General features: G+C 62.0%; 22 protein-coding genes and 2 pseudogenes. 2 read left to right on the plus strand and 22 right to left on the minus strand.

Translation table 11 applies throughout. The features are described from left to right. Positions 1-15: 15 nt before the first annotated feature. The 3 genes from P12x_RS12655 to P12x_RS12665 form a co-directional block, all read right to left on the minus strand. Positions 16-243: a hypothetical protein gene (locus P12x_RS12655; protein ID WP_435011228.1), complete on the minus strand. Its 228-nt coding sequence runs from the start codon at positions 241-243 to the stop codon at positions 16-18. Between the two features lie 750 nt (positions 244-993). Then, a complete protein-coding gene (locus P12x_RS12660) occupies positions 994-2,142 on the minus strand; it encodes a hypothetical protein (RefSeq protein ID WP_435011229.1) in 1,149 nt (382 codons plus the stop codon). 696 nt (positions 2,143-2,838) lie between these two features. Then, a complete protein-coding gene (locus P12x_RS12665; protein WP_435011230.1) occupies positions 2,839-3,321 on the minus strand; it encodes a hypothetical protein in 483 nt (160 codons plus the stop codon). A 198-nt stretch (positions 3,322-3,519) separates the two neighbouring features. On the opposite strand from P12x_RS12665, the pseudogene P12x_RS12670 reads away from it, so the two are divergent. After that, positions 3,520-4,466: pseudogene (locus P12x_RS12670) on the plus strand (IS1595 family transposase). An 81-nt stretch (positions 4,467-4,547) separates the two neighbouring features. Here P12x_RS12670 and P12x_RS12675 read toward each other — a convergent pair. The 4 genes and pseudogenes from P12x_RS12675 to P12x_RS12690 all read right to left on the minus strand — a co-directional run bounded on the left by P12x_RS12675 (position 4,548) and on the right by P12x_RS12690 (position 8,522). Then, positions 4,548-5,840 carry a transposase gene (locus tag P12x_RS12675; protein ID WP_435011231.1) on the minus strand — a complete coding sequence of 431 codons (1,293 nt, stop codon included), beginning with the start codon at positions 5,838-5,840 and terminating at the stop codon, positions 4,548-4,550. Positions 5,841-6,513: 673 nt separating this feature from the next. Next, positions 6,514-7,650: pseudogene (locus P12x_RS12680) on the minus strand (ISKra4 family transposase); the annotation flags it as partial. After that, positions 7,626-7,940, minus strand: a complete 315-nt coding sequence (locus P12x_RS12685) for a hypothetical protein (protein WP_435010354.1) — start codon at positions 7,938-7,940, stop codon at positions 7,626-7,628. The gene P12x_RS12685 and the pseudogene P12x_RS12680, both read right to left, overlap by 25 nt. A gap of 207 nt (positions 7,941-8,147) precedes the next feature. Next, complete coding sequence (locus tag P12x_RS12690) at positions 8,148-8,522, minus strand: YidH family protein (protein WP_435011232.1); 375 nt, start codon at positions 8,520-8,522, stop codon at positions 8,148-8,150. A 129-nt stretch (positions 8,523-8,651) separates the two neighbouring features. Between P12x_RS12690 and P12x_RS12695 the strand changes: the two genes are divergently transcribed. Further along, the gene (locus P12x_RS12695; protein ID WP_435011233.1) at positions 8,652-9,248 is read left to right on the plus strand and encodes a 3-keto-disaccharide hydrolase; all 597 of its coding nucleotides are present in this window, start codon (positions 8,652-8,654) and stop codon (positions 9,246-9,248) included. 506 nt (positions 9,249-9,754) lie between these two features. Here the strand turns inward: P12x_RS12695 and P12x_RS12700 are convergent. The 15 genes from P12x_RS12700 to P12x_RS12770 form a co-directional block, all read right to left on the minus strand. Further along, a complete protein-coding gene (locus tag P12x_RS12700; protein ID WP_435011234.1) occupies positions 9,755-10,528 on the minus strand; it encodes a hypothetical protein in 774 nt (257 codons plus the stop codon). A gap of 211 nt (positions 10,529-10,739) precedes the next feature. After that, positions 10,740-11,750, minus strand: coding sequence for an L-histidine N(alpha)-methyltransferase (egtD, locus tag P12x_RS12705; protein WP_435011235.1), 1,011 nt, complete (start codon positions 11,748-11,750; stop codon positions 10,740-10,742). Between the two features lie 300 nt (positions 11,751-12,050). After that, on the minus strand, positions 12,051-13,430 hold the full coding sequence (locus tag P12x_RS12710) for a 6-phosphofructokinase (protein WP_435011236.1): 1,380 nt from the start codon (positions 13,428-13,430) through the stop codon (positions 12,051-12,053). Positions 13,431-13,507: 77 nt separating this feature from the next. Then, positions 13,508-13,720 carry an RNA-binding S4 domain-containing protein gene (locus P12x_RS12715; RefSeq protein ID WP_435011237.1) on the minus strand — a complete coding sequence of 71 codons (213 nt, stop codon included), beginning with the start codon at positions 13,718-13,720 and terminating at the stop codon, positions 13,508-13,510. Beyond that, positions 13,695-14,321, minus strand: a complete 627-nt coding sequence (locus P12x_RS12720; protein WP_435011238.1) for a CvpA family protein — start codon at positions 14,319-14,321, stop codon at positions 13,695-13,697. The genes P12x_RS12715 and P12x_RS12720 overlap by 26 nt, the downstream gene beginning before the upstream one ends. A 146-nt stretch (positions 14,322-14,467) precedes the next feature. Further along, positions 14,468-15,424, minus strand: coding sequence for an SDR family oxidoreductase (locus tag P12x_RS12725; RefSeq protein WP_435011239.1), 957 nt, complete (start codon positions 15,422-15,424; stop codon positions 14,468-14,470). Further along, positions 15,424-15,966, minus strand: a complete 543-nt coding sequence (locus P12x_RS12730) for an inorganic diphosphatase (RefSeq protein WP_435011240.1) — start codon at positions 15,964-15,966, stop codon at positions 15,424-15,426. Before P12x_RS12730 ends, P12x_RS12725 begins: the two co-directional genes overlap by 1 nt. A 108-nt stretch (positions 15,967-16,074) precedes the next feature. Next, entirely contained in the window at positions 16,075-16,410 is a 336-nt protein-coding gene (locus P12x_RS12735) for a hypothetical protein (protein WP_435011241.1), read from the minus strand. A gap of 91 nt (positions 16,411-16,501) precedes the next feature. Next, a complete protein-coding gene (locus P12x_RS12740) occupies positions 16,502-16,984 on the minus strand; it encodes a hypothetical protein (protein WP_435011242.1) in 483 nt (160 codons plus the stop codon). Then, positions 16,950-18,491: a SpoVR family protein gene (locus P12x_RS12745; RefSeq protein WP_435011665.1), complete on the minus strand. Its 1,542-nt coding sequence runs from the start codon at positions 18,489-18,491 to the stop codon at positions 16,950-16,952. Before P12x_RS12745 ends, P12x_RS12740 begins: the two co-directional genes overlap by 35 nt. A 28-nt stretch (positions 18,492-18,519) precedes the next feature. Further along, complete coding sequence (locus P12x_RS12750; RefSeq protein ID WP_435011243.1) at positions 18,520-18,792, minus strand: hypothetical protein; 273 nt, start codon at positions 18,790-18,792, stop codon at positions 18,520-18,522. Between the two features lie 61 nt (positions 18,793-18,853). After that, a complete protein-coding gene (locus P12x_RS12755) occupies positions 18,854-19,549 on the minus strand; it encodes a Uma2 family endonuclease (RefSeq protein ID WP_435011244.1) in 696 nt (231 codons plus the stop codon). A 40-nt stretch (positions 19,550-19,589) separates the two neighbouring features. Then, positions 19,590-20,693, minus strand: coding sequence for a DUF444 family protein (locus P12x_RS12760; protein ID WP_435011245.1), 1,104 nt, complete (start codon positions 20,691-20,693; stop codon positions 19,590-19,592). Between the two features lie 342 nt (positions 20,694-21,035). After that, positions 21,036-21,659, minus strand: a complete 624-nt coding sequence (locus P12x_RS12765) for a Uma2 family endonuclease (RefSeq protein ID WP_435011246.1) — start codon at positions 21,657-21,659, stop codon at positions 21,036-21,038. 66 nt (positions 21,660-21,725) lie between these two features. Next, positions 21,726-23,792, minus strand: coding sequence for a PrkA family serine protein kinase (locus P12x_RS12770; RefSeq protein WP_435011247.1), 2,067 nt, complete (start codon positions 23,790-23,792; stop codon positions 21,726-21,728). Between the last annotated feature and the right edge of the window lie 22 nt (positions 23,793-23,814).

Genomic DNA, 23,814 nt, shown 5'->3' on the forward strand with positions numbered 1-23,814 from the left:
CCGGAAGATTCCGTATCAGGTGGCGTACTTTTCGCGGAATTCCTTGATGATCGCCGAGATCCGGGAATGCGGGAGGTCGAAGACGTCTCCCTGCAGGCGCCGCGAGGCCCCCTGCTGGCTGGCGATGTAGATGACCAGGTTTCGACGGAGCTTCCAACGTCGCCCGACGCTGGCGTTCGCCGGCAGCACGGACGTCGAGCGGGGGAGGGATTCGACCTTCGACAAGAGGGAGTCGGCCGGCATGCGATCACCTTTCGAGGAAACGGCCGCCTCCAAACCTATCGGAGCGGGGCGGCCTGTTTTGACGAGCCCGAGCGGCCACAAATACAGTGAGAGAAGTTCGTTTCGACAAATCCAGGCGTTCGTTTTCGGAGGATATCCCTGGATCAGGTCTCGACCGTCAGGCGGATCGGAGGGGACCCTCACCCGGCCTTCGGCCACCCTCTCCCGGAAGGGGCTTTGCACTGCAACCCTGTCCACTACGTGTGGTTTTGGTGCAGGGGGAGAGGTTTTGGTGCAAACTAACTAATGAGCCCCGAACACCACAAGTCCGAAGTGGACTTTAGTTCTAGCCTATGCGTCCATCCACCCGCCCTTGTCTCGTCGGACGATCGTGACGATTGCGATGATGGCGATGGGGGCGCGATGGCAAAGCGGGGGAAGGTTAACGGGTTACGCCGACTTAGGAATGATGGTCGTGCAGCACGTTACGAACGGAAAAATTTTCTGAACTCGTGTTGACCGATGGACGTATAGTTGGTAAGAGGGAAGAAAGAAAGACTTCCAAGTCCTTGCTTGGGAGGCCGATCGTACGTATCATCAAAGGGCTTTCGAGCCCCGATCGCCAGGAGATAGGCCATGTACACCAAGACCGTCTGATTTTCGCTGACGTTCCCAATCTCAAGACCTGAGCCGCGAGGTCTATACGGACCTCGCGGCTCTTTCTTCTGATTCATTGCAGGTTGCGGGAAGAGACCGTTACGACGACCGATCTCAGCCTTGAGGTTGGGCGATTGTGTCTTCCGTTACCCTTCCCGTCTCGACCGAGAACTCGTCAGAGTCGCCTGTCGCGTCGGTCGAATCGGCTTGGACGACGGTGACTCCGTATCTTGTCATAAGATCTAAAAATCCGGGCTCGTTTTTCAGTTCGGAATAATCGCTGTCAACGGCTGCTTCTTGGGCGTTTTCTGGCGACAACTTAAACGATATGGCGAGATCCTGGATCGCTTGGACGCGGAGGTGTGTTGCGCGTTCGGGTTGAATCTCGACTCGCGCCATGAGATTCCGGTAGCCGGCTCTGTTGAAGTGTAAATCAGACAAATCTTTCAAGGCGAACGAATTCTTATTCGCTAATTTTTCGAAACTGGCAATGCAACGGTCCATGATCTGAATGGATCGTCCGAGGTTGAAATTCTCTGCTCCTCGCCGCTTGTAGTATTCAGCAAGCCTGATGGCGAGACGACGATCGTCCGGATACTTCTCATGTAATTCCTCGACCCGAGATCGCGTCGAGGAGATGTCGAACTCGTTGCCCGCTTGAATCGCGGCCCCGAATTGTTCAAGGGCAGCGTCTATCTCCTGATTTCGGCCGACGGTGGCCTCAAGACGTTTTGTTCGTTCCTCAACGCTCTCCACCGCCCTTTGTACTTCCTCCTTAGCCTCCTTCTTTGCCTCAGACTTCGCCGCGTTCAATAATTCGAACTTGTCGGCAACCGATTTGAGGAATCTGAATCCGATGTACCCGGAAACGAACGCGGTGGCGATGTACGACAAGACATTAATGTCGTCCAGAACAGGGGGCATCGGATTCGTGACTGATCCACGCGAGATCTTTCCATCGATAATCATTACGAAAAGGGCGGCGATGGCACCTCCAAGGCCGCCGGTGGCACTCACAACGATACCCCGGAGAAAGTTGTCCCTGGTCCACTCTTGACGAGCATCTGCATCTCCTGTTTCCCCGAATTTCTGCAAAAACGCCACCACACCACCAGCGGCACCGGAGACAACGAAGAGAATGAGCGTGCCGAGCCAAAAGGGCAATTTGACAACCGAGTTCGCCGCAGGCAGAAACCAACCCGCCACGCCGACAATGAGCGTAACAGGGACGAAAGCCCAAGCGAGTAGGGTGTTGCGTGTCATGTTGAATAGTCCGGAAGAGATCGCCTAGTGGTAGTCCGGGCAAATTAACAAGGATCGGGTGCCTGTGCAACATGGCACCTTAAGCGGACGGGCAAGGCGATCGTGGCGTTGACGGTCCGGGAGATCGTCGAGGAAGATATCGCGAGGAGGCTGGTCTGACCATTGACCGAAAGATCAACCTAGTGAACAACGCCGGTGTACAACGGATAGTGGGCTCGGACGTAATGTCAATAGCGTCTCCATGTTTCTATAATTGGCACGATTTTTGCAAGACGACATTCTTCGTCGTCTTGGTTTTGCCGCAAGTCTAGATTATTAGTAGAGATTAATTCAAAAACCTTGGCGGTTCGGTAAGATTCGGACAAGATTCATTATTTGGTGAAATTCGACATTTTGCATTTTTCGCAATTGCCCTTTTGGCTATCGGGCTCTAGAATCCGATTAGGTTGCCGCCTGACCGCGGCTTCAAGCCCCCTCCGCAGAGACCGCGTCCACCTCGAAAGGGGAGGTTGCGGCACACGGGCAGCCTGGGCCTCCGCTTAGCGGCGGGGGAGCCTCGTAGCACGGAAACGTTCTCCCATCAGCGCGCTGGGCGGGACCAAATCACGCCGGGAGATCGAAAAAATCATAGCCGCCGGGCGGGTTGCTGCGGATGTATACGAGGGGCAGGACTTGCCGGGTCCTGCCCCTCATTTTTTACCTGCGCTTCCGCTTCCAGATGGGAATGTTGCCCCTTCGGGCTCTGAGCCAATAGTCGAAATTGACCGGATATCCGGTCAACAGAATGACTCTGTTGTTAAGCTTGTCGGGTTTGACAGACACATAATAATATGCCGGATATTTGGCTACGATTTGATCCTGCAGCACTTCCAGCAAGTAGGCTTCATGGGCCGGCTGCTGATGATTGGGCCTAATCTCGCCGGGATCAACCAGCGCAACGCGAAGCCATTCCAGGCATTCCGCCCGGTCCTGTTCCCAGACCACTCGATTGCGCGGGTCTTCCGATTTCGGATCTCCGGTAAAACATATGTGACGGCACATATTTGGAGGAAAATATATAACTCTGCCGAGCGGGTCATGTAATTGATCGACTTCGAATATTTGATCGTAATGGCATTGGTATAAGGCAAACTGATCTTTACCCCCCAATTGCAAAAGCGGTAGACGTTTGACCGGCATGGTTCAGCCAACCGTCCTGTTGGTAGGAGGCAGAAAACCTAGTGTACTTACGATATCCTGGTAGATTATTTCGATGGCTCATGATGGATTCCGGGGTGGTGATCCGCAAGGGCCACTCAGTGGATACAATCGGTCTCCTCGGTCGGGCGATCTGTCCGCCCCGCTGATCCCGACTTCCCCGCCCCGAGGCGTCGCACGATGGTCAACATCCAGGATCTCTTCGACGACGCCAAGTGCTTCGACACCATCCGGGGCATGCGGTGGCCTGACGGCGTGACCTGTCCCAAGTGCTCCTCGGACTCGGTCATCAAGAACGGCAAGGACGACACTCAGCCACTCCGTCAACGCTACGAGTGCCGGGGCTGCCGCCGACGCTTCGACGACCTCACCGACACCATCTTCGCCGGCCATCACCTGCCGCTGAGGACCTGGATCGCCTGCCTCTATCTGATGGGGCTGAACCTCTCGGGATTGCAGATCGCCCAGGAACTCGACATCAACAAGGATGATGCCCGGGCCATGATCCAGCGACTCCGACAGGGGATGGTCGACCGTTGTCCTCCGGTCGTGCTGGAGGGGGAGGTCGAGTGCGACGAAGTCTATGTGGTGGCCGGACATAAGGGTCATCCCGAGGCGGTCAAAAAAAAGGCCGCCTCCCCCGAAGGCGACGCCTGAGAGGCGAGCGAGGTCGGGGCACCCTGGCCAAGGAGAAGCCGCCGATCTTCGGGATGTTGCAGCGTGGAGGCGAGGTCGTGATCCGGATGCTGGAGAACGTCCAGCAGGTGACCATCAAGCCCCTGATCGATCGGATGATCGCCAAGGGGACGTTGGTCTACACCGATGAATACGACATCTATGGCCGCCTGGTGGAGTGGGGTTATGGCCACAAGACGGTCTGCCACGGGGCGGGCGAGTTCGCCCGGGACGACGATGGCGATGGCTTCTGCGAGGTCCATGTCAACACGCTCGAAGGGTTCTGGTCGCTGCTCCGCTCGTGGCTGCGGCCTCACCGAGGAATCCCCCAGGAGAGCCTACCGCTGTACCTGGGTTTCTTCGAGTTCGTGCACAACATCCGGGCGAGAGGAAAGCGGCTACTGGGTGCCCTGATCGCCCAATTGCTGGCACCACCCCGGAATCCATCATGAGCCATTTCGATTTGGTCAACCGAGGAATGCGTCGATCCGCTCTCGCCGAAACAGCAGGGTCCGGCATGCTGCGAAGAATCGCTAAACCCAGCCCCAAGCTTCTAAATCCTCATCCGAGGACTCGCCCAACGTCCTGGTTCTTATCGCAGGCTCTCCAAGCCAGAACTTCGCCTCGATCCCCAATTCGTGCGTGCTCTGGATCAGGCAACAGACGTTGTGGCACAACACCTTGCACAATGCCTCGTTCCTCATCGCCACGTCCGTCTTGCTCCGCACGGCATCGCCGAACTTCGCCTTGATCATCGAGAAGACGGATTCCACGTTGCTCCGCTTGTGGTAGTGGGTCAAGAATTCGTCCCGATTGTAGTTGAAGTAGTGGTACATCTTCGCCCACAGACCCCCACCCCGGCCGGTGTGGTTGCTCTTGAATGGGATGTACGGGGTGGCCCCGTGCTTGGCGATCTCGGCGTAATTTTTCAGGCTGGCGTAAACCTTGTCGGCCGAGACTTCCCTCATGGTAAATCGATCGGCGGTCGAGTCCATCAGGGCCGGGAGTAGCGGAGCGTCCTGAGCATCCTTATCCCGGATCTCGACGGCGGTAACGACGTTCGTCTTCACGCCGCACATGACGTGGACCTTGACCCACTCGTGCTGGCGGCGGATCACGCCGTACTTGTGGTCGTACCACGACTCGAAACGACTGGTCGTGAAGCCGGACGAATCGGCGGCGAAGTCTTGCTCGATCGAGGCCAGCGGCCTCCCGCTCTCGGCGATCATGGCCTTGAGGATCGGCGTCATCTCGCCGTCTTCCAGGAATCTCAGCACGCTATTGAAGTGCGGGAGCCGGTAAATGTGGCCTTTCTCGTGGGCGGCTTTCAGGTCGCACGCGAACCGGCGAGACGACAGCGTGGAATACACCTTGAAGGCGACCGAGAACACGCGGTCGGACAGGGGGACCGAAGGACGCCCGCCCTTTGGGGGTGCAGGGGGCTCCGTGACGCCCCGGCACAACTCGGCCAGTAGTTCCTGAAAGCGATCCTTCTCACCGGTCTGGGCGGCGTTATAGGCGGGCCAATCCTGCTTGTAGGTCGTCCGCTTGGTAGCCGTGACCGTGACACGCTCGGTCTTCGTCACGTTGCCCTGGCCGTCGCTCTCGACCTTGACCTCGCACCGGATCGAATATTCGACCGCGTAGATGTGCTTGCATTTATTGGCGTGCAATTCGTAGTCGGGACAGGTGCATCGGGGATAGGGTTCAAGGGTCACTTCGTACCGACCCTTGCCCATCTGCGAAGGGACCGAATAGCCATCCTTGTCCTTCTTGATCCGGCAACAGGAGGCGATCTGCTGGCCCTTCTTCTCGCGAGAATCCATCGCCCCGGCCTCCGATTGCACCACAGAATATCTACTATGTAGTATACAATCGTCGGCTTGCTCGGTCAAGAGTCCCGGTATATACTCCTGAATATATTTCTCGGGGGGATACCGTCGTGGCGAAGGATGAATCGGCCAGCAATGCGGAATCGAAGCCGATCGGCATGGTTCCATTGGAAGTGACCGGGTGCCGGTGTCGATGCGGGCACGAGTGGATACCCCAGGCCGGGGAGAAACCGCGCGTCTGCCCGAAGTGCAAGAGTCCGAATTGGGACCGCCCGAAGCGGTGGACCAGGAAGACGGGCGACGCCAAATAAAGCATCCGTACCTGCCCGAACCGTTGTTCGTGCGAGCACGGATGATATCGTTGAAAGTCTGGTCAGTTAGGTTTTAGTGCAGACCTATCCTGTTTTGGTGCAAAATCGGGTTATAGTGCAAAGCCCCCACCGGGAGAGGGTTGGGGTGAGGGAGATCCATCGACAAGCGACCCCTGAGGCCTGATCCTGGGACACCGCCAGATATTGGCAATTTGTTCTTCCCGATGCGATCGGCAATCAGCAACCACTCGTCGATAATATCGCGAGGTCAACCACTTTCGATCACACTATGCGAGGATCGGGGAGGGTAATCGCGCGGCGGGTGAGCGTCTTTTGTGTGGTGGATGGTTGGGGCATCAATTTATGGATGGCGTCCAGAAGGCCTCCCATTGGTCGGCATCTCCCTTGAAGAGGGCCCTGAGGTGGCAGACCGCATCGGCTCCCGACTCACCCCAACGCATCCCGCTCCGCTTCAAGCGCTCGTTGACCACCGCCTTGCATGCCGCCTCGATGTGACCCGAGCCGATCTGCCAACCCGCCTGGATGTAGCTCGGATAGTCCATCCGGTCCGCATGGTTGCCGAGGTACTGCCTCACCTGGCGATCCACCTCCAGGGCGGGCTCCGACCGCCCGTCCCGGTCCAATGCCTCGATCACCGCCAGGGTCGCTCGGCCCCCCTGGTGCTTCAGCGTGTGGCACCAGTCGTCACGGAGGGTCTTGACGGCCTCGGGGTCGCCCGGGTGCCACGCCTTGGCCAACTCGCCCAGGTGCTCGGCGACGTGGTAGAAGTCGGCGATCCGCACCGCCCGCGGGAAGTTCACCCGCAGGAAGTCGTCGACCCCGCTGCCACAGTCGCTCAGGGCCACCCACTGCTGGGCCCGGTCCATCCCGACCTGGGCGGCCTGACGACGCAGCGGATCGCCCAACTCCTCCAGGCTCATCAGCCCGGCCAGGTAGCGGGCCCGTCCGTCTGCGGCGGGTCGTCGGACCTGCGCGGCGATGTCCTGCTCGGCGTGCTTGGCCTTGGCCTCGGGCCTGGGGGCGAAGACCTTGCCGACCCAGGCCATCCGACCTTCGGCCTGGACACCGTCGGGCCCCTGGATCGGCACTCCGGTGGCGTCGACGCTCACGTAGGCGACGCTCCGGCCACGGGCATCCTTGGTCCAGGTCCAGTCGGCCAACCCGCCGAAGGTCTCCCCGGCGGCCAGGGCCTGACCCAGCCGGACGCCGGCGGCCTCGGTGGCCCGCTCGATCGTCGATTCGGCCAGGCGGAGCCCGCTGGCCTTGGGCAGGAGCCTCTGGGCGGCCTCGGCGAAGCTGGCCGTGGTGCCAAAGAGGACAGCCAGTTGCTCGGCTCCGACGGTCAGCTCGGAGGTCCCCAGGCCGAAGGCATGGTCGGCCGGACAATGCCCCTTGCGGCAGGCCGTGCAATGGTAATAGGCGCGCCGTCGGAGGACGAAGCTGCCCATCAGACTGACGACGGTCCGGGCGCATCGGCGGACGAACTTGCTGGGGCCGTGGCAACTCGGGCAGCCGGTACTGGAGCCTTGGTACCCCCCTTTTTCCGCTCATCGAGAGCGGTTTGGATCGCCTGGGCTCCGATCTTGTGGACCCGGTCTCGGACCTGGAACTCGGCCTCTCCGAGGATCTGGCGGTCGGGCTTGGAGGCGAGCAGTTCGGCGATTCCTTGAATTTCCTCCTCGACGACGGCCATCAGACGTTGCTTGATCCGGTCGGCCTCGTCGCGTGGCTCAGGTGTGAGAGGGAGGGAGATCCGGGGCATGGGATGGCCTTCCGTGAAGAACAGGTGAAGAAACCCGGGCGACGCATCGACGTCCTCCGTTGTACGAAATTTCCCACCTACAATCGAGACGCCCACCCTCGCGCGGCCTAACATTCAAAGAAGCGTGTTAAGCCGAGACACGATGAAGTGAAGATAAGATCGGCGATCCCTATTAACCCGTGATCCAACGGCAGCTCTGACACGCGCTCACTTCCCGCCCGACCGGACCAGGATGTAAACCGCGAGGATGGCCCCGACGAGGGAGAGGGCCGCCGAGAACCAGAGCGACCAGCTCGCCAGGCTCGGCCGGGGCTCGGAGCCCGGTCCGAGCGTCTTGCAGAATCGGTAATGCTGCCAGGAGGATGCGGCGATCGCTGCCGACCCCAGGAACACCAGACCGACGCCGATCAACGTGGAGCCAATATGAGACCCGCCCTTTGTGTCGCGTTCCAGGAGCTGCAAGAAAAGTCCGAATCGGGCCACCACGAAACCCAGCCCCATGACGGTCAGGCCGGTCCGGACCCACGCGAGCAGGGTCCGTTCCGCCGCGAAGTAGACACGGGGATCATTGGATTCGTCCATGAAACAACTCCTGCCGCCAGGCCCCGGGGCGAATCACCCCGGAGCATCCGCGCCCTCGATTGCTCGACCCGATCGGCTCGAATATAACGAGGGTTCTGGCAAAGTTCGATCCATACCCGGAGCAACCCGATGATTCGCCCCAATCGACGACCGCTCATCCGGTCGGTCGCCCTGGCGCTCTTCGCCTCGACCATTCTCCTCGCCGCCGCCCGGGCCGACGAGCCGGATTTCCGGCCCCTCTTCAACGGAAAGGACCTGACCGGCTGGAGGCTCGGCAAGACGGATCTGGCGGGCAAGACGGCCAGCGAAGACGGACGGTTCGCGGTCAAGGACGGGGTACTGGTAATCAGCGGTTCGAAGGACACGCCCCCCAGGATGACCGAGATCGACACGCTGGAATCGCTCGACGGAGACTTCACCCTCCGCCTGGAATTCCGGGCCTCCCGCGATGCCAATAGCGGCCTGCACCTGCGAGACAAGGTCTTCGCGCATCAACTCCAGATCCGCGACTACCCTCGGGTCGGCCCCTACAAGACGCTCGAAGCTTACAAGGACGGCGACTGGAACGCGATCGAGGTGGTCGTCACCGGCACCAAGGCCCGCTGCACCTGCAACGGCGAAGTCCTCGAAGAAGCCCTCGAAATCCCCGCCAAGGGACCCATCGCCCTCCAGTCAGAGATCAACGTGGTCGAATATCGGAACATCCGGATCAAGGGAGCGAAGTAGGGACGAGGGAACTTCCGAGGCCGTCCATCACCCTTCATCAAAAGCGGGAGGACCGTACTTGGAATCGATTAGCCCCAAATTTCCCATCGGGCCACCTTCGCATCGACATCCACAAGCAAAATTCCATCTCCACCGTCCATGATGACACCCTCCGTGAGCTTCGGCCTGACCCACACTCTCCAGAAGACGACCGGATTCCGTCGATCGAACCCCGGAGCCTCCGTGGCCGGCTCGGGCTGGCCACACTCCATGGTCCATCGACTCCCCTCGGAAGCCTCCGCCGCCAGGAATGCCTCGGCGATCTGAAGCGCCTCGGACCTGGCTTCCTCGAATCCAAGCCTCCTGAATTTCATCCCATGAGCCCCCCAGGGAAATACCCCGAATCCTATCTCGGTTCATGGATGAGAAGGCCCGCCATCGTTGGGTTCATTTTTTCCGACGAGTCGGCAGGATAGCAATTACTTGCTTTAGAAACTTCGCATCGAGTCGCATGAGTATCGGAGTGATTACAACGATTCTTGATGAATACCACCCGGCTCGATGACCAGCACGGTTCCTCTCACTTCCTTGGTGGGGCTGTCCAGAAAATCAATCATCGCCTTGACCGGAGGCGGCATCGGCGACTTGAACTCCACTCTGCGGGTCGGCCATTTTTCACCAAACGGATCTTCGTCCGGCATGGAGATCGAGAAGTCATCAGCCTCCCAATACGTCGTAACCCCGAAATTGCCTCCGCCTTTGAAACGCAATTCAACTTCATATCGTATCCCACCACGCCCCTTCGTCGGGTCGCTCGAACGCAACGCCTCTTCAAAATGGCGGAGGATAGCCGGGTCGGTACAGATAACACGTCGCTCATTGTTGTTGATCTGAAGCGAGTCAAGCCTGATGGACGGGTCGTTTCGGACCAGAGCCTTCATCTTGCTGAGGCCACCTCCATCAAAGATCCAGATCCATGCGGTCCGATCGACGGCAACAAAGGCCTTCACGACACTCAAGCTGACGAACAAATAAAACACCAAAAAAGCGAAGTACCAGGCAGCACGGGTTAGCAATATCTCGGCTCGGCTGAAAGTTAGCCAGACATTGTGCGAGGACTTTTCCAGAGATCGATACCACTCCGAAAGAGCCCATTGAGGAAGGGCCAACCATGCAATCAGGAACAGGATAACAATCGCAGATTCTGAGAATTCGAATATCAAAATCGGGAGGGCCACGGCCAGCGCAGTCAATCCAAGCCAGAACTTCCAGCGCCAAGCATGCCCCATCTTTTCGTTCATGGGCTTACTCGAAGACGAGAGACCGACGATCGTGAATCATGAGCTTCAATCCTCGGCTCGCACGATCTACGGCGATGCCCCCGCTCGGGTGACGAGCCTGCAACCGAATTTCGAACCTCTAACGAGCCAACCCGTCATCCGGGTTGGCTTCGTTTTTTCTCGAAATGACTGGCCATCCCGACGACCTTGGGTTCGTTTGGCGCGGGGCTTTTTATCCCGCCGAGCGCCGCGGACGCCAGCGCTGGACCCGAAATCTCTGCCCTTCATCGGTCCAGGCGGCCTCTTCCTCGAAACCGGCCCGGTCGGCCAGGGTCCGGAGGATTTCGGGGGTGTACTTGTGCGAGTTCTCGGTGTGGATCGACTCGCCGGGGGCGAACTGGGCGGTCAGGCCGGCACCGGGGATGAAGACATCTTGCTCGACGAGGCTGACCAGGTGCATCTCGACCCTTCGGAGATCGGCGTTGTACCGGGCCTCATGGCGGAACTGGCCCGGGTCGAACCGGCCCCCGAGTTCTCGGTTGATCCGGGTCAGCAGGTTGAGATTGAACCGCGCAGTCACTCCCTGAGCGTCGTCATAGGCGGCCCGGAGGACGGCGGGGTCCTTGTCGAGGTCGGTCCCCAGGAGGAGGCGGTCGGAGGAATCCATGTCCCGCGCGAGCGTGGCGAGCAGTCCAACAGCCTCATCCACCTCGTAATTGCCCAGGCTGGATCCGAGAAAGGCGTAGAGCTTGGGCCGGTCGAATCGCTCGACCACGCCTTCGAGGGCCTCCTGGTAGCTCGCGGCGTAGCCGGTCACTCGGAGCTTCGGGAACTGCCCGACCAGCGCCACGGCCGACTCTTCGAGGATCGACTTCGAGACGTCGATCGGCACGTAATGCAGCCGGCCGTAGGCCCGGATCGCGGCCGCGATCAGGCGGCGGGTCTTGGACGAACTGCCACTGCCCAGCTCGACCATCACGGGATCGGCGGCCCAGCCTTCGACCATCGCGTCGGCGTGGTCTCGGAGGATGGCGTCCTCGGTCCGGGTCGGGTAATACTCGGGCAGGTCGCAGATCTGCTCGAAGAGGCGCGACCCCTCGTCGTCGTAGAAGTAGCGACAGGGGAGCGTCTTGGTGTCCGATTGGAGGCCCGCACGAACGGCCACGGCGAAGGCATCGGGGGCCTCGCCGGAGGAGTCGCCCGCCTCGATGATCGTCAGGCGGCGGGTTCGGACGGACGTCACGGCCTCGAATGGCAAGATGCACCTCACTCGCAAGGGGACCGGGCCTCGGGCCGGGCCGAAAGTCCGCCTACCCTTCGAGGGAGAGGGTGTCCTCGCGAAGGCTCGGCACGACCGGGCACGGCGACGACCGGGCCGTCGCCCGCCCAGGTCGGGGCGGGACAGCGGGCGGGAAGTTACGCTGCTATAGTCGACGATAGGACGCGAGGCAAGGGGGCAACATCGCCCCCCATCGCCTGCATCTCCGATGCCAAGCGACTGACACTCGATCGGGAAGCCGGCCTCGATCGGTCCAATCCAGCTTCAAGCTTCGGGCGGAAGCCGCCGGATCCGCTTGTGGACGTGGACGTTCACAGAGTCGTAGGGATGCGTCAGGTGGCCGATGTCGAAGATCTTTCGGATGCTCTCCACGTCCTCGGCCCCCAGCGCATTAGTGAGCATCGACTTGAAATACTGGATGCCCTGGGGCGAGGGCTGGAACCGTTTGGGGTCGTAGAACGCCACCGGGAGCGGCCGGGCGTGGATCACGCCCCACCGGTCTCGAAGCTTGTTGGCATCCATGCTATCGAGGACGAATCCGCCTTCGCGACTCTGGAGGGTGGCCACGCAGTTGTGGTAGCCGTCGAGCAGGAGTTCGACCGCCTTGCCGCCGAGTTGCGCACCGTAATACCGGTCGAACTGGATCGGGCGACCGCCCCGCTGGGTATGGCCGATCTTCCGGACGAAGATGGCGGCATCGGCGCTCTCGTTCCGGCGCTGGCGGGTGAAGTAGGCGTCGCCGATCTTCTCGGCCAGGAGCCGTTTGACCGCCTCGGCCGCCCCTTTGTACTGGATATTGCCGGCCGGGTCGTGTGTGGCGACCTTGGAACCGAGGATGTGGCCTTCGAGGTCGACGATCCCTTCGGAGACGCAGATCACCGCATGTTTCTGGACGTCGAGGATCGCGATGACCCGGTCGACCAGAGGTTCGGGGTCGACCGGCGACTCGGGCACGAGGATGATGTCGGGCTGGCCGTAGGCGGTGCCCAGCGAGATCATCCCGCAGTCGCGCCCCATGACCTCGATGATGGCGATCCGCCGATGACTCTCGGCGGTGGTCCGGATCCGCTGGACACTCATCGAAGAGACATAGACCGCCGTGGCGAAGCCGGGCGTGACGTAGTTGACCATCTCGTCGAGGCCAAACTCGCGATTGGGCCTCTTCTTATAGCGATAGCCGCGGGGGCTCTCGTTGGGCTCTCGGACGTATTCGTTGGGTTCGTCCGGGTAGTTCAGGCCGAGGTCGTTGTCGATCGTCTTGGGAGCCAGGACGGTGGGCAGATAATTGCTCAGCGGCTGCATCCCGTTGAGCGTCCCATCGCCGCCGACGCAGATCAGGCCGTCGATCTGGAGCCGCTTGAGCCGACCGGCCACCCGGGCGATGGTCTCCAGATCCTCGGAGTCGACGTAGTCGCGCGAGGCCCCCAGGATCGTCCCGCCCAGGGTCGCGTCGAGTTCGGGAATCTTCTGGAAGAGGGGGTTGAGGTGGACGTGGGGGACCGAGTGGTTCAGCAGTCCGCTGAACCCCTTGATGATCCCATAGACCTCGACGCGGGCCTCGTTGGCCCGCTCGACGGCGCCTTGGATGGTGGCGTTCAGGGCCGGAGTGTCGCCCCCCGCGGTCAGGATGCCGATCCGCTTCATCGTGTTGGTTTTCGTCCGGGGTGGATCGATCAGGGCCAAACCCGACACAGAGGGGGGAGAGGGGGGCCGGGGCGGGTTCACACGAGAGTCAGGCTGGGGCCGCCTTCGAGCTCGACGACGTCGCCCAGCGTCATTTGCTTCCGTTTGCGCGTCTCGACCTCGCCGTTGACGCGGATCATCCCGTCGGCGATGAGGGCTTTGGCCTCGCCGCCGTGGGCCACCCAGCCGGCAAGCTTCAGGACCTGGGTCAGGTTGATCGGGCGATCACCGACGGTCAATCGCTCGGGCATTGGTGTCACTCGTCCGGTCCACCTGAGAATCGACCTTGGCGGCCGCCGCGGCGGCGGCGGGCAGGAGCATCATGATCTTCTCGCCGGATCCGACGGTCTGCTTGGATTCCTCGATGAAGGGTGCGAAGGCCTCATTGGCCTCCGACTTCACCATGGGCCCGAGCGTGTTGATCACGCTGGCGACCAGCTTCCCCGACGGGCTCGCGTAAATCGGGTCGCGGGTCTGGGGGGCCAGGCTGATGACGAAGAACGTGACGATCATGCCCAGGATCGCCCCCTCCATCCCGCCGAGCAGCATCCCGAGGTGCCGGTCGAACGCCTCGAACTTCATCTTCCGCAAGATCGCTCGAAAAATCCAGGCCACCAGGAAGACGCCTCCCGAGACCACCGCGTAGACGGCCATCATCGAGAGCGTCCGCGAGATCACCGGGTCGGTCCCGAACCGAGGCGCGAGCTGAGGGGCCAATTGGTGGGAAGCGATGTAACCCAGGATCAGGGAGGCTATGCTGGCCAGTTGCCAGGTGACACCCCGCCAGGCCCCCCAGATCATCCCGGCCACCACCACGCCCGCCATTGCCGCATCGTAAACCGTCAGCGTCATCCCTGACCTCCTGGTCATGCCTCAATGAGGACCGGTCATCCCTGATCCGGGCCCACTCTAGCGTCCGAGTCCCGGATCGCAAAGCGGAGATCGACGGCTCGCAACGAAATTTGCCGATAGAAGTCCGCGCGTGGATCCGCGAAAAGTCAAAGGATCCTCGGCTCCAGGGGCATGGCGTCGGCCAGGAGGTCGCCGGGCGGGAGCGGCTGGGCCAGGCCTTCGGTCGATTCGAGCTGGGTGAGGTAATCGACCATGCAGTCGGCCATCGGCCGCATCGCGCCGGCGATGAGGGAGTCGAGCCGGGGCGTGAGCAGCCCGCCCGAGAGTGGCCGGGGAGCCCCCTGGCCCAGCTCGGCGGTCGACTTGCCGACGATCAGCGAGGTGTCGAGCCCGAAGCCCCGGGCCAGTTCCTTCGCGAACCGGACCCGGTCGATCGTCTCGGGTCCGGCGACGTGGATGAGTCCCGAATGCCCCCCCTCGACCAGTCCGACGACCGCCCGCGCGACGTCCGGGCCGTAGCTCGGGCTGGAGATCTGGTCGGTCGGGCATTCCAGCGTCTTGCCGCTGGAGAGGGCCTTGGCCAGTTGATAGGAGAAGTTCTTCCCCTGGCGTTCCGGCCCGAAGACCCAGGAGGTCCGGACGGTCAACTGGCGATCGCCCAGGGCCCCGGCCAGGGCGTGCTCGGCCTCCAGCTTCGACTTCCCATAGGCCGAGAGGGCGTCGGTCGGCGAGTCTTCGGTGTAGGGCCCGCCATGGAGGCCGAAGACGTAGTCGGTCGAGAAGTACACGAACCGGGCCCCGAGATCGGCCGCAACTCGGGCCAGATTCAAGGGTTGCTCGACGTTCGCCGACCTGGCCTTGGCCGGATCGCGCTCGCAGCCGTCGACCCAGGTGAACCCGGCGGGATAGAAGACCACATCGGGCGTCTGTGCGCGGAGCCAGGCGGCCGACGCCGCCAGATCGGAGGCGTCCAGATGGTGGAGGCCGGGATAGGCGACCGTGGCGTAAGTTCCCACGGCTTCATGACCTCGGTCGACCAGCGTCCGGAGGAGCCAACCGCCGATCTGCCCCGAGCCGCCGACAACAATGGCACGCAGCGCCATCAATGGAACCCCTTTCGTCGATGCTTGCTGTAGCGCTGGAGTGAGTCCTCGATGATCGGCAGGGCGACCTCGGACGACTGGATCTCATCGACCTCGACCGACTTGCCTTCCAGGAGCTTGTAGTCCTGGAAGAAGCGGCGGAGCATCATCAGCCGGTGGGGCGGAAGTTCGGCGGCCTCGCGGAAGCTGTTGAACTCGGGGTCTCCGACCGCCACGGCCAGGATCTTGTGGTCGGGTTTGCCGGTATCGAGCATCGTCATCAGGCCGATCGCGCGGGCGGTCACCAGGGTCATCGGCGCCACGGCTTCCTGGCAGAGCACCAGGACGTCGAGCGGGTCGTCGTCTTCGGCGTAGGTCTGGGGAATGAAGCCATAATTGGCCGGATAGTAGACCGCCGAGTAGAGGACCCGATCGAGGCGGAGCAGGCCGGTTTTCTTGTCCAGTTCGTACTTGACGCTCGACCCCATCGGGATCTCGACCAGGGCGTTGAACTCCCGGGGGAGGTGTTCTCCGGGGGTCACGTCGTGCCAGGGATGCAGCATCTTGGTAGAGCCTTCGCCTTCTTGAGGGTCGGAGTCGGGGCCTTTGGCGATCGCGGGGCGATTATAGCAAAGTGCCCGGCACCCCACCAACCGGGGCGTGGCCCCGAGTCAACGCCGGCCCGCCTGAATCACCAGGCCCCCCAGGACGATCAGGCCCAGTCCGATCCAGGTCGACCTCGGCAGACTCTCGCCGAACCCGTAGCGGCCGACCAGCACGCCGACCACCGCGAAGGCCGCGACGTAGGCCCCCAGGAGCTGGGGAAAATCCCAGCGGACCAGGTTCACGACCAACCCGTAGCCTGCCAGGATCAAGCACCCCCCCAGAATCATCAGGCCATCCCGACCCCGGAGTCCCCGACGGATCAGGGCATCCCCTCCGACTTCCAGCAAAGCGGCGGTCACGAAGATCAGCCACGGCAGGACGATCAACCCAGCCCGGGTCATGGGCGCCTCGGTTCCATGAAATGGGGCGGGCCCCCGATCGGTTCGGAGGCCCGCCCTGAGGGATAGGTCGGGGAAATCTCCCGACATGATGTCAGACCAGGCTGGCGACCAGGTCGTCGGCCAGTCGATCGAGGACCTCGACGGTCATCTGGCAAGGGATGGGCATCCGTCGACGGGTCGCCTGGTCGATGGAGATACGGCGGAGCGTGAGCGACGAATCGCGGCGGAGCCGGACTTCATAGTACGACGACTGGTTGGCCCGGGGAGTCGGGGCCTGGCTCCTCAATTCCGCCTGGCCTGCCTCGGCGTCGACCTCGAGGACGATCAGGGGTTCCATCAGGTACGTCAGGCGGGCGGCCAGGCGGTCGCCCCAGGCTCGCAGCCCGTCGGCCGAGCGATCGGCCTGATCGGCCGAGGCGAAGTCGAGATTCTCGAAGGCGATCCCGACGGGACCGTGGGCGTTCAGGTTCAGGCTGAGGCGGTGCGGGCCGGCCTCGGCCTGGACGATCCGGGGCAGTTCTCCGCCGGCGGAGAGCGACTCAACCGCGTCGGCGATCTTTCGGCTCAGGGTCATGGGACGTTCCTCCCAAGGGTCGGATCGTGTGATCCGTCCCGTCGAATGACAAGAGGGTGGGCCGCCCATCGACGCTGGTCTCGATATGGACCGGGCGCGTCCAGAGGCGGTGGAGATGACGCAACGTATCCTGGGCGTGGTCGAGCTTCAGGTCGACCCCGAAGTACTCGTGCTGGAGGTACATCTCGCCGCGGTTCCGGTGGTTGCCATCCTTGACCCGGATGATCGGCTGGCCGAAGTTGGTCAGGCCGAAGAGCAAGCGTTCCTTGATCTTCTTGAACTCGCGGCTCTCGATCTCGTAGGTCTCTTGCTGGTCATTGTGCTTGAAGCTGAACATCTTGTGCCGTCGGCAGAAGTCGGGGGTCAGGAACGTGTCGACGAAGGTCACGTCGTTGTGGATCTTGCGGACCTCGAAGATCTTGGCCCGGCCCAGGCCCAGCCCCTTGTCCCACCTCAGGCGCTCCTCCTGATTGTCGCACTCCTCGTACTCGGGGCCGAACTGCCCCCTGTTCCATCGCTCCTCGATGTCGCGAAACAGCTCGATCCCGAGCTTGTACGGGTTGAGCCGGCCGGGCTGGGTGGCCATGGTCCCCGAGTGGTGGTCGGCGTAGTCGACCAGCTCGGAGGGGTCGAGGGTCCGGGTGGTCATGATCGTGGAGTGCCAGTAGGAGGCCCAGCCCTCGTTCATGATCTTGGTCTGGCCCTGAGGCGTGAAGTAGTAGGCCTCCTGCCGGACGATGTCCAGGACGTCGCGCTGCCAGGCGTTCAGCGGGGCGTTTTCCAGGAGGAAGAGCATCACGTCGCGCTCGGGCGACTCGGGGAACTGCTTCGACCTGGCCCGCTCGACCTCCTGGGCCTTGGCCTGATCCCTGAGGAATTCGGGTGGGTTGACGTACGAGTCCATGTACCCCTTGCTCTGGAACCGGACCGGGCCCTGGCCATCGCCATCCTCGGGCCGGAAATCGTACCGGCTCACGTCATCCCGCCGCTTGATGAACGGCGAGTGCATGTCGATCAGGTTCTCGAGCGACAGGCAACTGTCGATGAAGTCCTCGACGGCCTCCTCGCCGAATCGCTCCATGTAGGCGCGGATCCGGTTCCCGTGGTTGGCCGTCTCGTCCATCATCTTGCGATTGGTCTGGCCGAACCAGATGTTGTTCTTGAAGAAGTCGTTATGGCCGTAAACGTGGGCCATGACCAGCTTCTGGTCGACCCTCATGTTGCATCGCAGGAGATAGGCGTAGCATGGGTCATTGTTGATGACCATCTCGTAGATCTTCTGGAGCCCATAGCGATAGCCCTTGGCGAGCTGCTCGTACTCCATGCCGAACCGCCAGTGGGGGTACCGGGTGGGGAACCCGCCCAGGGCGGCGATCTCGGAGAGTTCGTCGTAGTCGAGGACCTCGAAGACGGTGTCGTAGAAGTCCAGGCCATAGGAGGCTGCATGGGCCTCGATCTCGACCTGCAACTCGCGGAGGTCGGCCGGCAGGTTGTGCTCGGTGCTCATCGTGGTCATGATTCGACACCTCGACGGATCAGGCCTGTTCCAGGAATTTACGAACCTCGTACTCGACCAGGGAGGCAGGGACCAGCCAAGGCTTGTGGGTGAGCGTGATCTCCAGGACGTCCGACCCCGCCGGGCTCTGATAGGTCCCGGCCAGACTTCCGATGGGTGTCGTCCCCCGGAACGTCCCTCCGTCCGGAGTCCCTTCATAAGTTCCATGTCGAGAAAGATGGGCTGCCGCCCGTTCGAACAAGGCCCGACGCTGCTCGGGATCTCCGGGATAGGGGACTCGGATCTTCGCCATGCGGTTCGCCCTCGCCTCGCTGTTCCGATTCGATGAATTTCCTCACCCCGTCCAGGAATCCTCAGCCAACCTGACCCCGGACCCTCGGAACCAATGCCTCCTGGACCCAGAGGCGAACCTCCCGACTCCACTCCATCTCGGACGATGTCGCAGGACGTCGAGCCCACTCGAAGATCTCGGACTTCTTGAGAAAGGGGAAGATCAAGCTCGTCTCAGACTCGGCATAGCGACCATTCGCTTGTCGATTCAGGATTCGCAACTCCGACGCATCGCAGGCCCAGAGTTCTGGGACCCCGAAACGTCTCCAGACCTCGATGGCAGCCTCCGCGTCGTGATTATGGATCGCCTCGATGACCAGATCGGGGGGTGGGTCGCCCCGGAGGTCGATCTTCTCCTTGCCGCGAACTCGCCCCTCATTCCCGAAGTAATAGCATTTATCGGCCTCGGCCCCTCCACGCTTCTTCAGGCGGCGAAACGTCGTGTGACCGGCCGGGATGTAGGGGATGCCTAAACCCACGGAGACCTCCACAACGAACGACCCCAATCGCTCCGCGAGCAGCTCGTGGAAGAACGAGGGAGACATGAGCCAAAGGTCTCCGTCGAGGTAAGTCATCCTGGGCACGCTCGCTCGGCTCCGGAGCTTCAGCATCGCCTGGTAACCTCCCCAGCCAATCCCGCACATCTCGACGCACTGATCTCCCCCGGCCTGCGGGCCTGGAGTCGAGATCGAATCCAATGTGGTAGACGCCGTTGCCACGACTTTGGCCCTCTTGTCCTCGCCGGCTAAGAGTCAATCGTCACCGCCCTCGGCCCAGGAATTCCTTGATCGAGTCGTAGATCCCGTCCTTGTTACGGATCTCGGAGAGTGCGAGGTTGGGCATGTGTTCGAAAGCCTCTTCCAACTCTCGATAGAATTCGCCCGATCCGTAGGGGCTCTCGACCTGGCCGTAGCCGAAGAGGTTGCACTTGGGCAGCAGTTGATTGCGGAGCATCGAGACGCACTGGCGGTTGTCCTCGCCCCAGTTGTCGCCGTCGGAAAAGTGGAGGACGTAGATGTTCCAGTCGGCCACCGGGTGGTCGGCCTCGATGATCTTGTGGGCCAGGTTGTAGGCCGAGCTGATCCGGGTCCCGCCGCTCTCTCGGGTGTGGTAGAAGGTGTGTTGGTCGACCTCGCGGGCCACCGCGTCGTGGACGATGTAGCGGGTGGTCACGCCGTCGTACTGGCTCTTGAGCCAGGTGTCGATCCAGAACGCCTCGATCCGGACGATCTCCTTCTGGTCGTCGGTCATGCTGCCCGAGACGTCCATCAGATAAAGGACGACGGCGTTCGAATGCGGGAGGAAGACGGGGTTCCACGACCGGTAGAGCTTGTCCTCGCGGACCGGGATGACCATCGGGTCGGCCGGGTTGTAGGTATTCGAGGCGATCTGGCGCTTCAGGGCCTTCTTGTAGGTCCGCTTGAAGTGGCGGAGGCTCTCCGGGCCGGCCTGGCGGATCCCGGTGTACTTGTCCTTCTCCTCGATGATGTTGGCCCGCCCCTTGGGCTCGATCCGGGGGAGTTCCAGCCCTTCGCCGAGGATCTCGGCCAGCTCGTCCAGGGTCAGCTCGACCTCGAGGATGTGGTGCCCCGGCGCGTCCCCCGCGGCCCCGGGCTGGTCGCCGTCACCGGCCCGGCCGATCGGCTGGCCGACGTCGCCGGGCCCCTGCCCCACCCCCCCCGAGTTCTTGGGGCCATAGCGGAACTCGGGGATCTGGATCTGCGGCAGGGGGATCGAGACCAGCTCTCCGCCGGTCTTGCCGATCATCTCGCCGTGGGTGATGTATTTGCGCAGGTCGCCCTTGATCTTGCCTCGGACGATCTGCTTGAACCGGTTCTGATCCCGCTCGATTTTCCTTACCACGGCCGATGAGCCCTCGTCGATGAGTGCGGCGGACCCGGACGCGGCCGACATCCGAGGGGCGGGTCCCGCCGAGGGGCCCCTCCGTGTACCCAACTCCAAGCCGCGCGGCGCAGCACATCTTGCCCGCGACAGGGGCGGTCGACCGTGGCCCGGATGGCAAAGATCGGGGTGAAAGGGACGAAGAATCGAGGGGCGGGTGCGGGTGCGAGAACGGCCGGACATCGCCCAGCCTGGTGAACTCAAGACTCCCCGCCAGCACTACAGCAAATTATAGACCAGGAGCGGCCTACCCCTCAAGCTCGACCGTTCCTCAACGACCGCTACGTCCGAGATATTCGACAATCAAGGCAAGACGTCCCTCGCGGCAATCCGGCCCACCTCGCGACCGTCGAGGACGACCGGGACTTCGTCGTCCGGGCCATAGTCGCGATGCTCCAGGTAGGACGGTTTTTCGTCCGGGCCGGTCGGCCGACCGTACACCTCGATCCGCCCCTTCGGGATGTTGACGATCCAGTAGACCGGGATCCGTTCCGAGGCATAAGCCCGCAAGACTTCCCCGGAGTCGATCTGGAGGCTGGAGTTGGAGACCTCGACGACCAACGCCACGTCCAGGCCTCTCGGAGGCCGATTGAGATAATCGCGTAGCGAGCCCCGGATGACCGTCAAGTCGGGCTCCGGCATGCTGTTGTCGGCCAGGGCGATCGGCTGCTCCGTTCGAACCGACCAGCCTTCGGGGACGAGCCGAGCCATGAGAAGATTCAGGCTCGACGCGGAGAAGACGTGGAGGTCGCCCTTGGTCATCTTCTCGACGAGCCTCCCACGCCACAGGAAGACGGGGTCTTTTGGCCCGAAGACATCCGAGTCGACCAACCGTCTGTAACGGTCGATCGTCATGAGATGGGGCGGGAAGTCTGCCTCGACTTCCAACCCAGGCTCGGTCTCCGTTGCCGCCTCGGACGTGGCCATGATTCGCCTCCTCGATCGGGTGGGGGGAGGCGGCCGGGATCGGGGCCCGGCCGCCGCTCGCTTCGATCAATGGCTGCCGCGCTTGACGTCGCCCCGGGCGAAGATGCTGGCGACGTAGTTCAAGACATCGGTCGCCGAGTCCTCATCGTAGCCGTAGTTGCGGATCAAGCGTCCCTTGACGATGTCGATCTTCTCCTGGGTGTCCTTGTCGATCACGTTGGAGACCAGGCTGGTCAGCTTGATGGTGTCCTTCTGATCCTGGAAGAGCTTGAGTTCCAGGGCCTTCTGGAGCCGCTCGTTGGTCTTGTAGTCGAACTTCTTGCCGTCGAGCGAAAGTGCCCCGATGTAGTTCATGATCTCCCGGCGGAAGTCGTCCTTGCGGCTCTCGGGGATGTCGATCTTCTCCTCGATCGACCGCATCAGGCGCTCGTCGGGCTCCTCGGTCTGGCCGGTGTACTTGTTCTTGACCTTCTCGCGCTGGGTGTAGGCCTTGACGTTGTCGATGTAGTTGCCGCAGAGCCGCGAGAGTGCGTCCTCGTCGGCGGCGATGGCGCGCTGGACTTCGTTCTTCACGATGTCCTCGTACTCTTCCTTGACCACCGCGAGCAGGTGCTTGTAGTGCTTCTTCACCTCGTCGCTGTTGATCAGCGAGTGGTGCTTCAGCCCGGCTTCCAGCTCGTTGAGGACCATGAACGGGTTGACCGATCGCTCGTCGGAGTGCGCGACCAGGGCGTTGGAGATCTTGTCCTGGACGTACCTCGGGCTGATCCCGTGCATCCCCTCGCGCTCGGCCTCCTCGCGGAGTTCCTTGATATTGTCCTCGGTGAACCCGGGGAGGCTCTTGCCGTTGTAGAGCTTGAGCTTCTGGAGGAGCGTGAGCCCGGCGTTCTTGGGCTCCTCCAGCCGGGTCAGGATCGCCCACATCGCGGCCACCTCCAGGGTGTGCGGGGCGATCTTCTTGCCGCGGACCTTCCGGCTGTTGTAATCCTTCTGATAGATGTGAATTTCGTCGGAAAGCCGGGTGACGTACGGGACGTCGATCTTGACGGTCCGGTCCCTCAGGGCCTCCATGAACTCGTTGGACTGGAGCTTCTTGTATTCGGGCTCGTTGGTGTGCCCGATGATCACCTCGTCGATGTCGGTCTGGGCGAACTTCTTCGGCTTGATCTTGTGCTCCTGGCTGGCGCCCAGGAGGTCATAAAGGAAAGCCACGTCGAGCTTGAGGACCTCGATGAACTCGATGACCCCGCGATTGGCGATGTTGAACTCGCCATCGAAGTTGAAGGCCCGGGGGTCGCTCTCGGTCCCGTACTCGGCGATCTTCCGGTAGTTGATGTCGCCGGTCAGCTCGGTGGCGTCCTGGTTCTTCTCGTCCTTGGGTTGGAACGTGCCGATCCCGACGCGATCCTGCTCCGAGAGGATCAGGCGGCGGACCCGGATCTCGGAAAGGACCTTGGACCAGTCGCCGTCGCACTTGGCCATCCGCTCGTTGAAGGTCTGCCGGCAGAACGGGCAGAGATCCCCCTCGATGCTGATCTGGTAGGGGTGCCCGTGCTCGGCCGCCTCGGCGTTGAGCGTCTCGGCCAGTTCGGCGCGGAACTCGTTGGGGACCAGGTGCAGGGGCTCCTCGTGCATCGGGCAGTCGACGTAAGTGTCGGTCCCGTCGAGCCCCTCCTCGCGCCACCCGTAGGTGTAGAGGGCCCCGTCATCCTCCTTCGAGTAATGCTCGAGCCCTTTCTTGAGCAGCCGGACGATCGTGCTCTTGGAGCTGCCCACCGGCCCGTGCAGGAGCAGGACCCGGCGTTCGGTCCCGTAACGATGCGCGGCACTCTTGAGGACGTTGACCAGATTCATCAAGGTCCGGTCGAGCCCGAAAATGGCATCCTGCCCCTGTCCGATCGGGTCATCGAAGAATTTGTAACGGGCGACCTTCTCTTTATTGACGACGGCCTCTTCGATCCCGTGGGCCAGGATCATGTCGTAGACGCGCTGGTAGGCGGTCCGGGTCACCTTGGGATTGGTGCGGATGATATCGAGGTAGTCGGCGAAGGAGCCGTGCCAGTGCTTTTTCTGGTAATCCGCCAGATTTTGGCGGCCGGCCATCTGGGCGATCAGATCCGATCCTGCGGACATGAGCAGTCTCCCTCCTGAACGG

The organism is Tundrisphaera lichenicola (genome assembly GCF_051175385.1).
Taxonomy (GTDB): Bacteria; Planctomycetota; Planctomycetia; order Isosphaerales; family Isosphaeraceae; genus Tundrisphaera; species Tundrisphaera lichenicola.

Coding starts and splice junctions, on each gene's coding strand:
- P12x_RS12770 (WP_435011247.1), bottom strand. CDS start 23,792: ATGTCCGCAGGATCGGATCTGATCGCCCAGATGGCCGGCCGCCAAAAT.
- P12x_RS12725 (WP_435011239.1), bottom strand. CDS start 15,424: ATGGCGCTGCGTGCCATTGTTGTCGGCGGCTCGGGGCAGATCGGCGGT.
- P12x_RS12675 (WP_435011231.1), bottom strand. CDS start 5,840: ATGGATTCTCGCGAGAAGAAGGGCCAGCAGATCGCCTCCTGTTGCCGG.
- P12x_RS12735 (WP_435011241.1), bottom strand. CDS start 16,410: ATGACCCGGGCTGGGTTGATCGTCCTGCCGTGGCTGATCTTCGTGACC.
- P12x_RS12700 (WP_435011234.1), bottom strand. CDS start 10,528: ATGAACGAAAAGATGGGGCATGCTTGGCGCTGGAAGTTCTGGCTTGGA.
- P12x_RS12750 (WP_435011243.1), bottom strand. CDS start 18,792: ATGGCGAAGATCCGAGTCCCCTATCCCGGAGATCCCGAGCAGCGTCGG.
- P12x_RS12655 (WP_435011228.1), bottom strand. CDS start 243: ATGCCGGCCGACTCCCTCTTGTCGAAGGTCGAATCCCTCCCCCGCTCG.
- P12x_RS12660 (WP_435011229.1), bottom strand. CDS start 2,142: ATGACACGCAACACCCTACTCGCTTGGGCTTTCGTCCCTGTTACGCTC.
- P12x_RS12710 (WP_435011236.1), bottom strand. CDS start 13,430: ATGAAGCGGATCGGCATCCTGACCGCGGGGGGCGACACTCCGGCCCTG.
- P12x_RS12765 (WP_435011246.1), bottom strand. CDS start 21,659: ATGGCCACGTCCGAGGCGGCAACGGAGACCGAGCCTGGGTTGGAAGTC.
- P12x_RS12690 (WP_435011232.1), bottom strand. CDS start 8,522: ATGGACGAATCCAATGATCCCCGTGTCTACTTCGCGGCGGAACGGACC.
- P12x_RS12665 (WP_435011230.1), bottom strand. CDS start 3,321: ATGCCGGTCAAACGTCTACCGCTTTTGCAATTGGGGGGTAAAGATCAG.
- P12x_RS12740 (WP_435011242.1), bottom strand. CDS start 16,984: ATGACCCTGAGCCGAAAGATCGCCGACGCGGTTGAGTCGCTCTCCGCC.
- P12x_RS12685 (WP_435010354.1), bottom strand. CDS start 7,940: ATGCCCCGGATCTCCCTCCCTCTCACACCTGAGCCACGCGACGAGGCC.
- P12x_RS12715 (WP_435011237.1), bottom strand. CDS start 13,720: ATGCCCGAGCGATTGACCGTCGGTGATCGCCCGATCAACCTGACCCAG.
- P12x_RS12720 (WP_435011238.1), bottom strand. CDS start 14,321: ATGACGCTGACGGTTTACGATGCGGCAATGGCGGGCGTGGTGGTGGCC.
- P12x_RS12745 (WP_435011665.1), bottom strand. CDS start 18,491: ATGAGCACCGAGCACAACCTGCCGGCCGACCTCCGCGAGTTGCAGGTC.
- P12x_RS12695 (WP_435011233.1), top strand. CDS start 8,652: ATGATTCGCCCCAATCGACGACCGCTCATCCGGTCGGTCGCCCTGGCG.
- P12x_RS12730 (WP_435011240.1), bottom strand. CDS start 15,966: ATGCTGCATCCCTGGCACGACGTGACCCCCGGAGAACACCTCCCCCGG.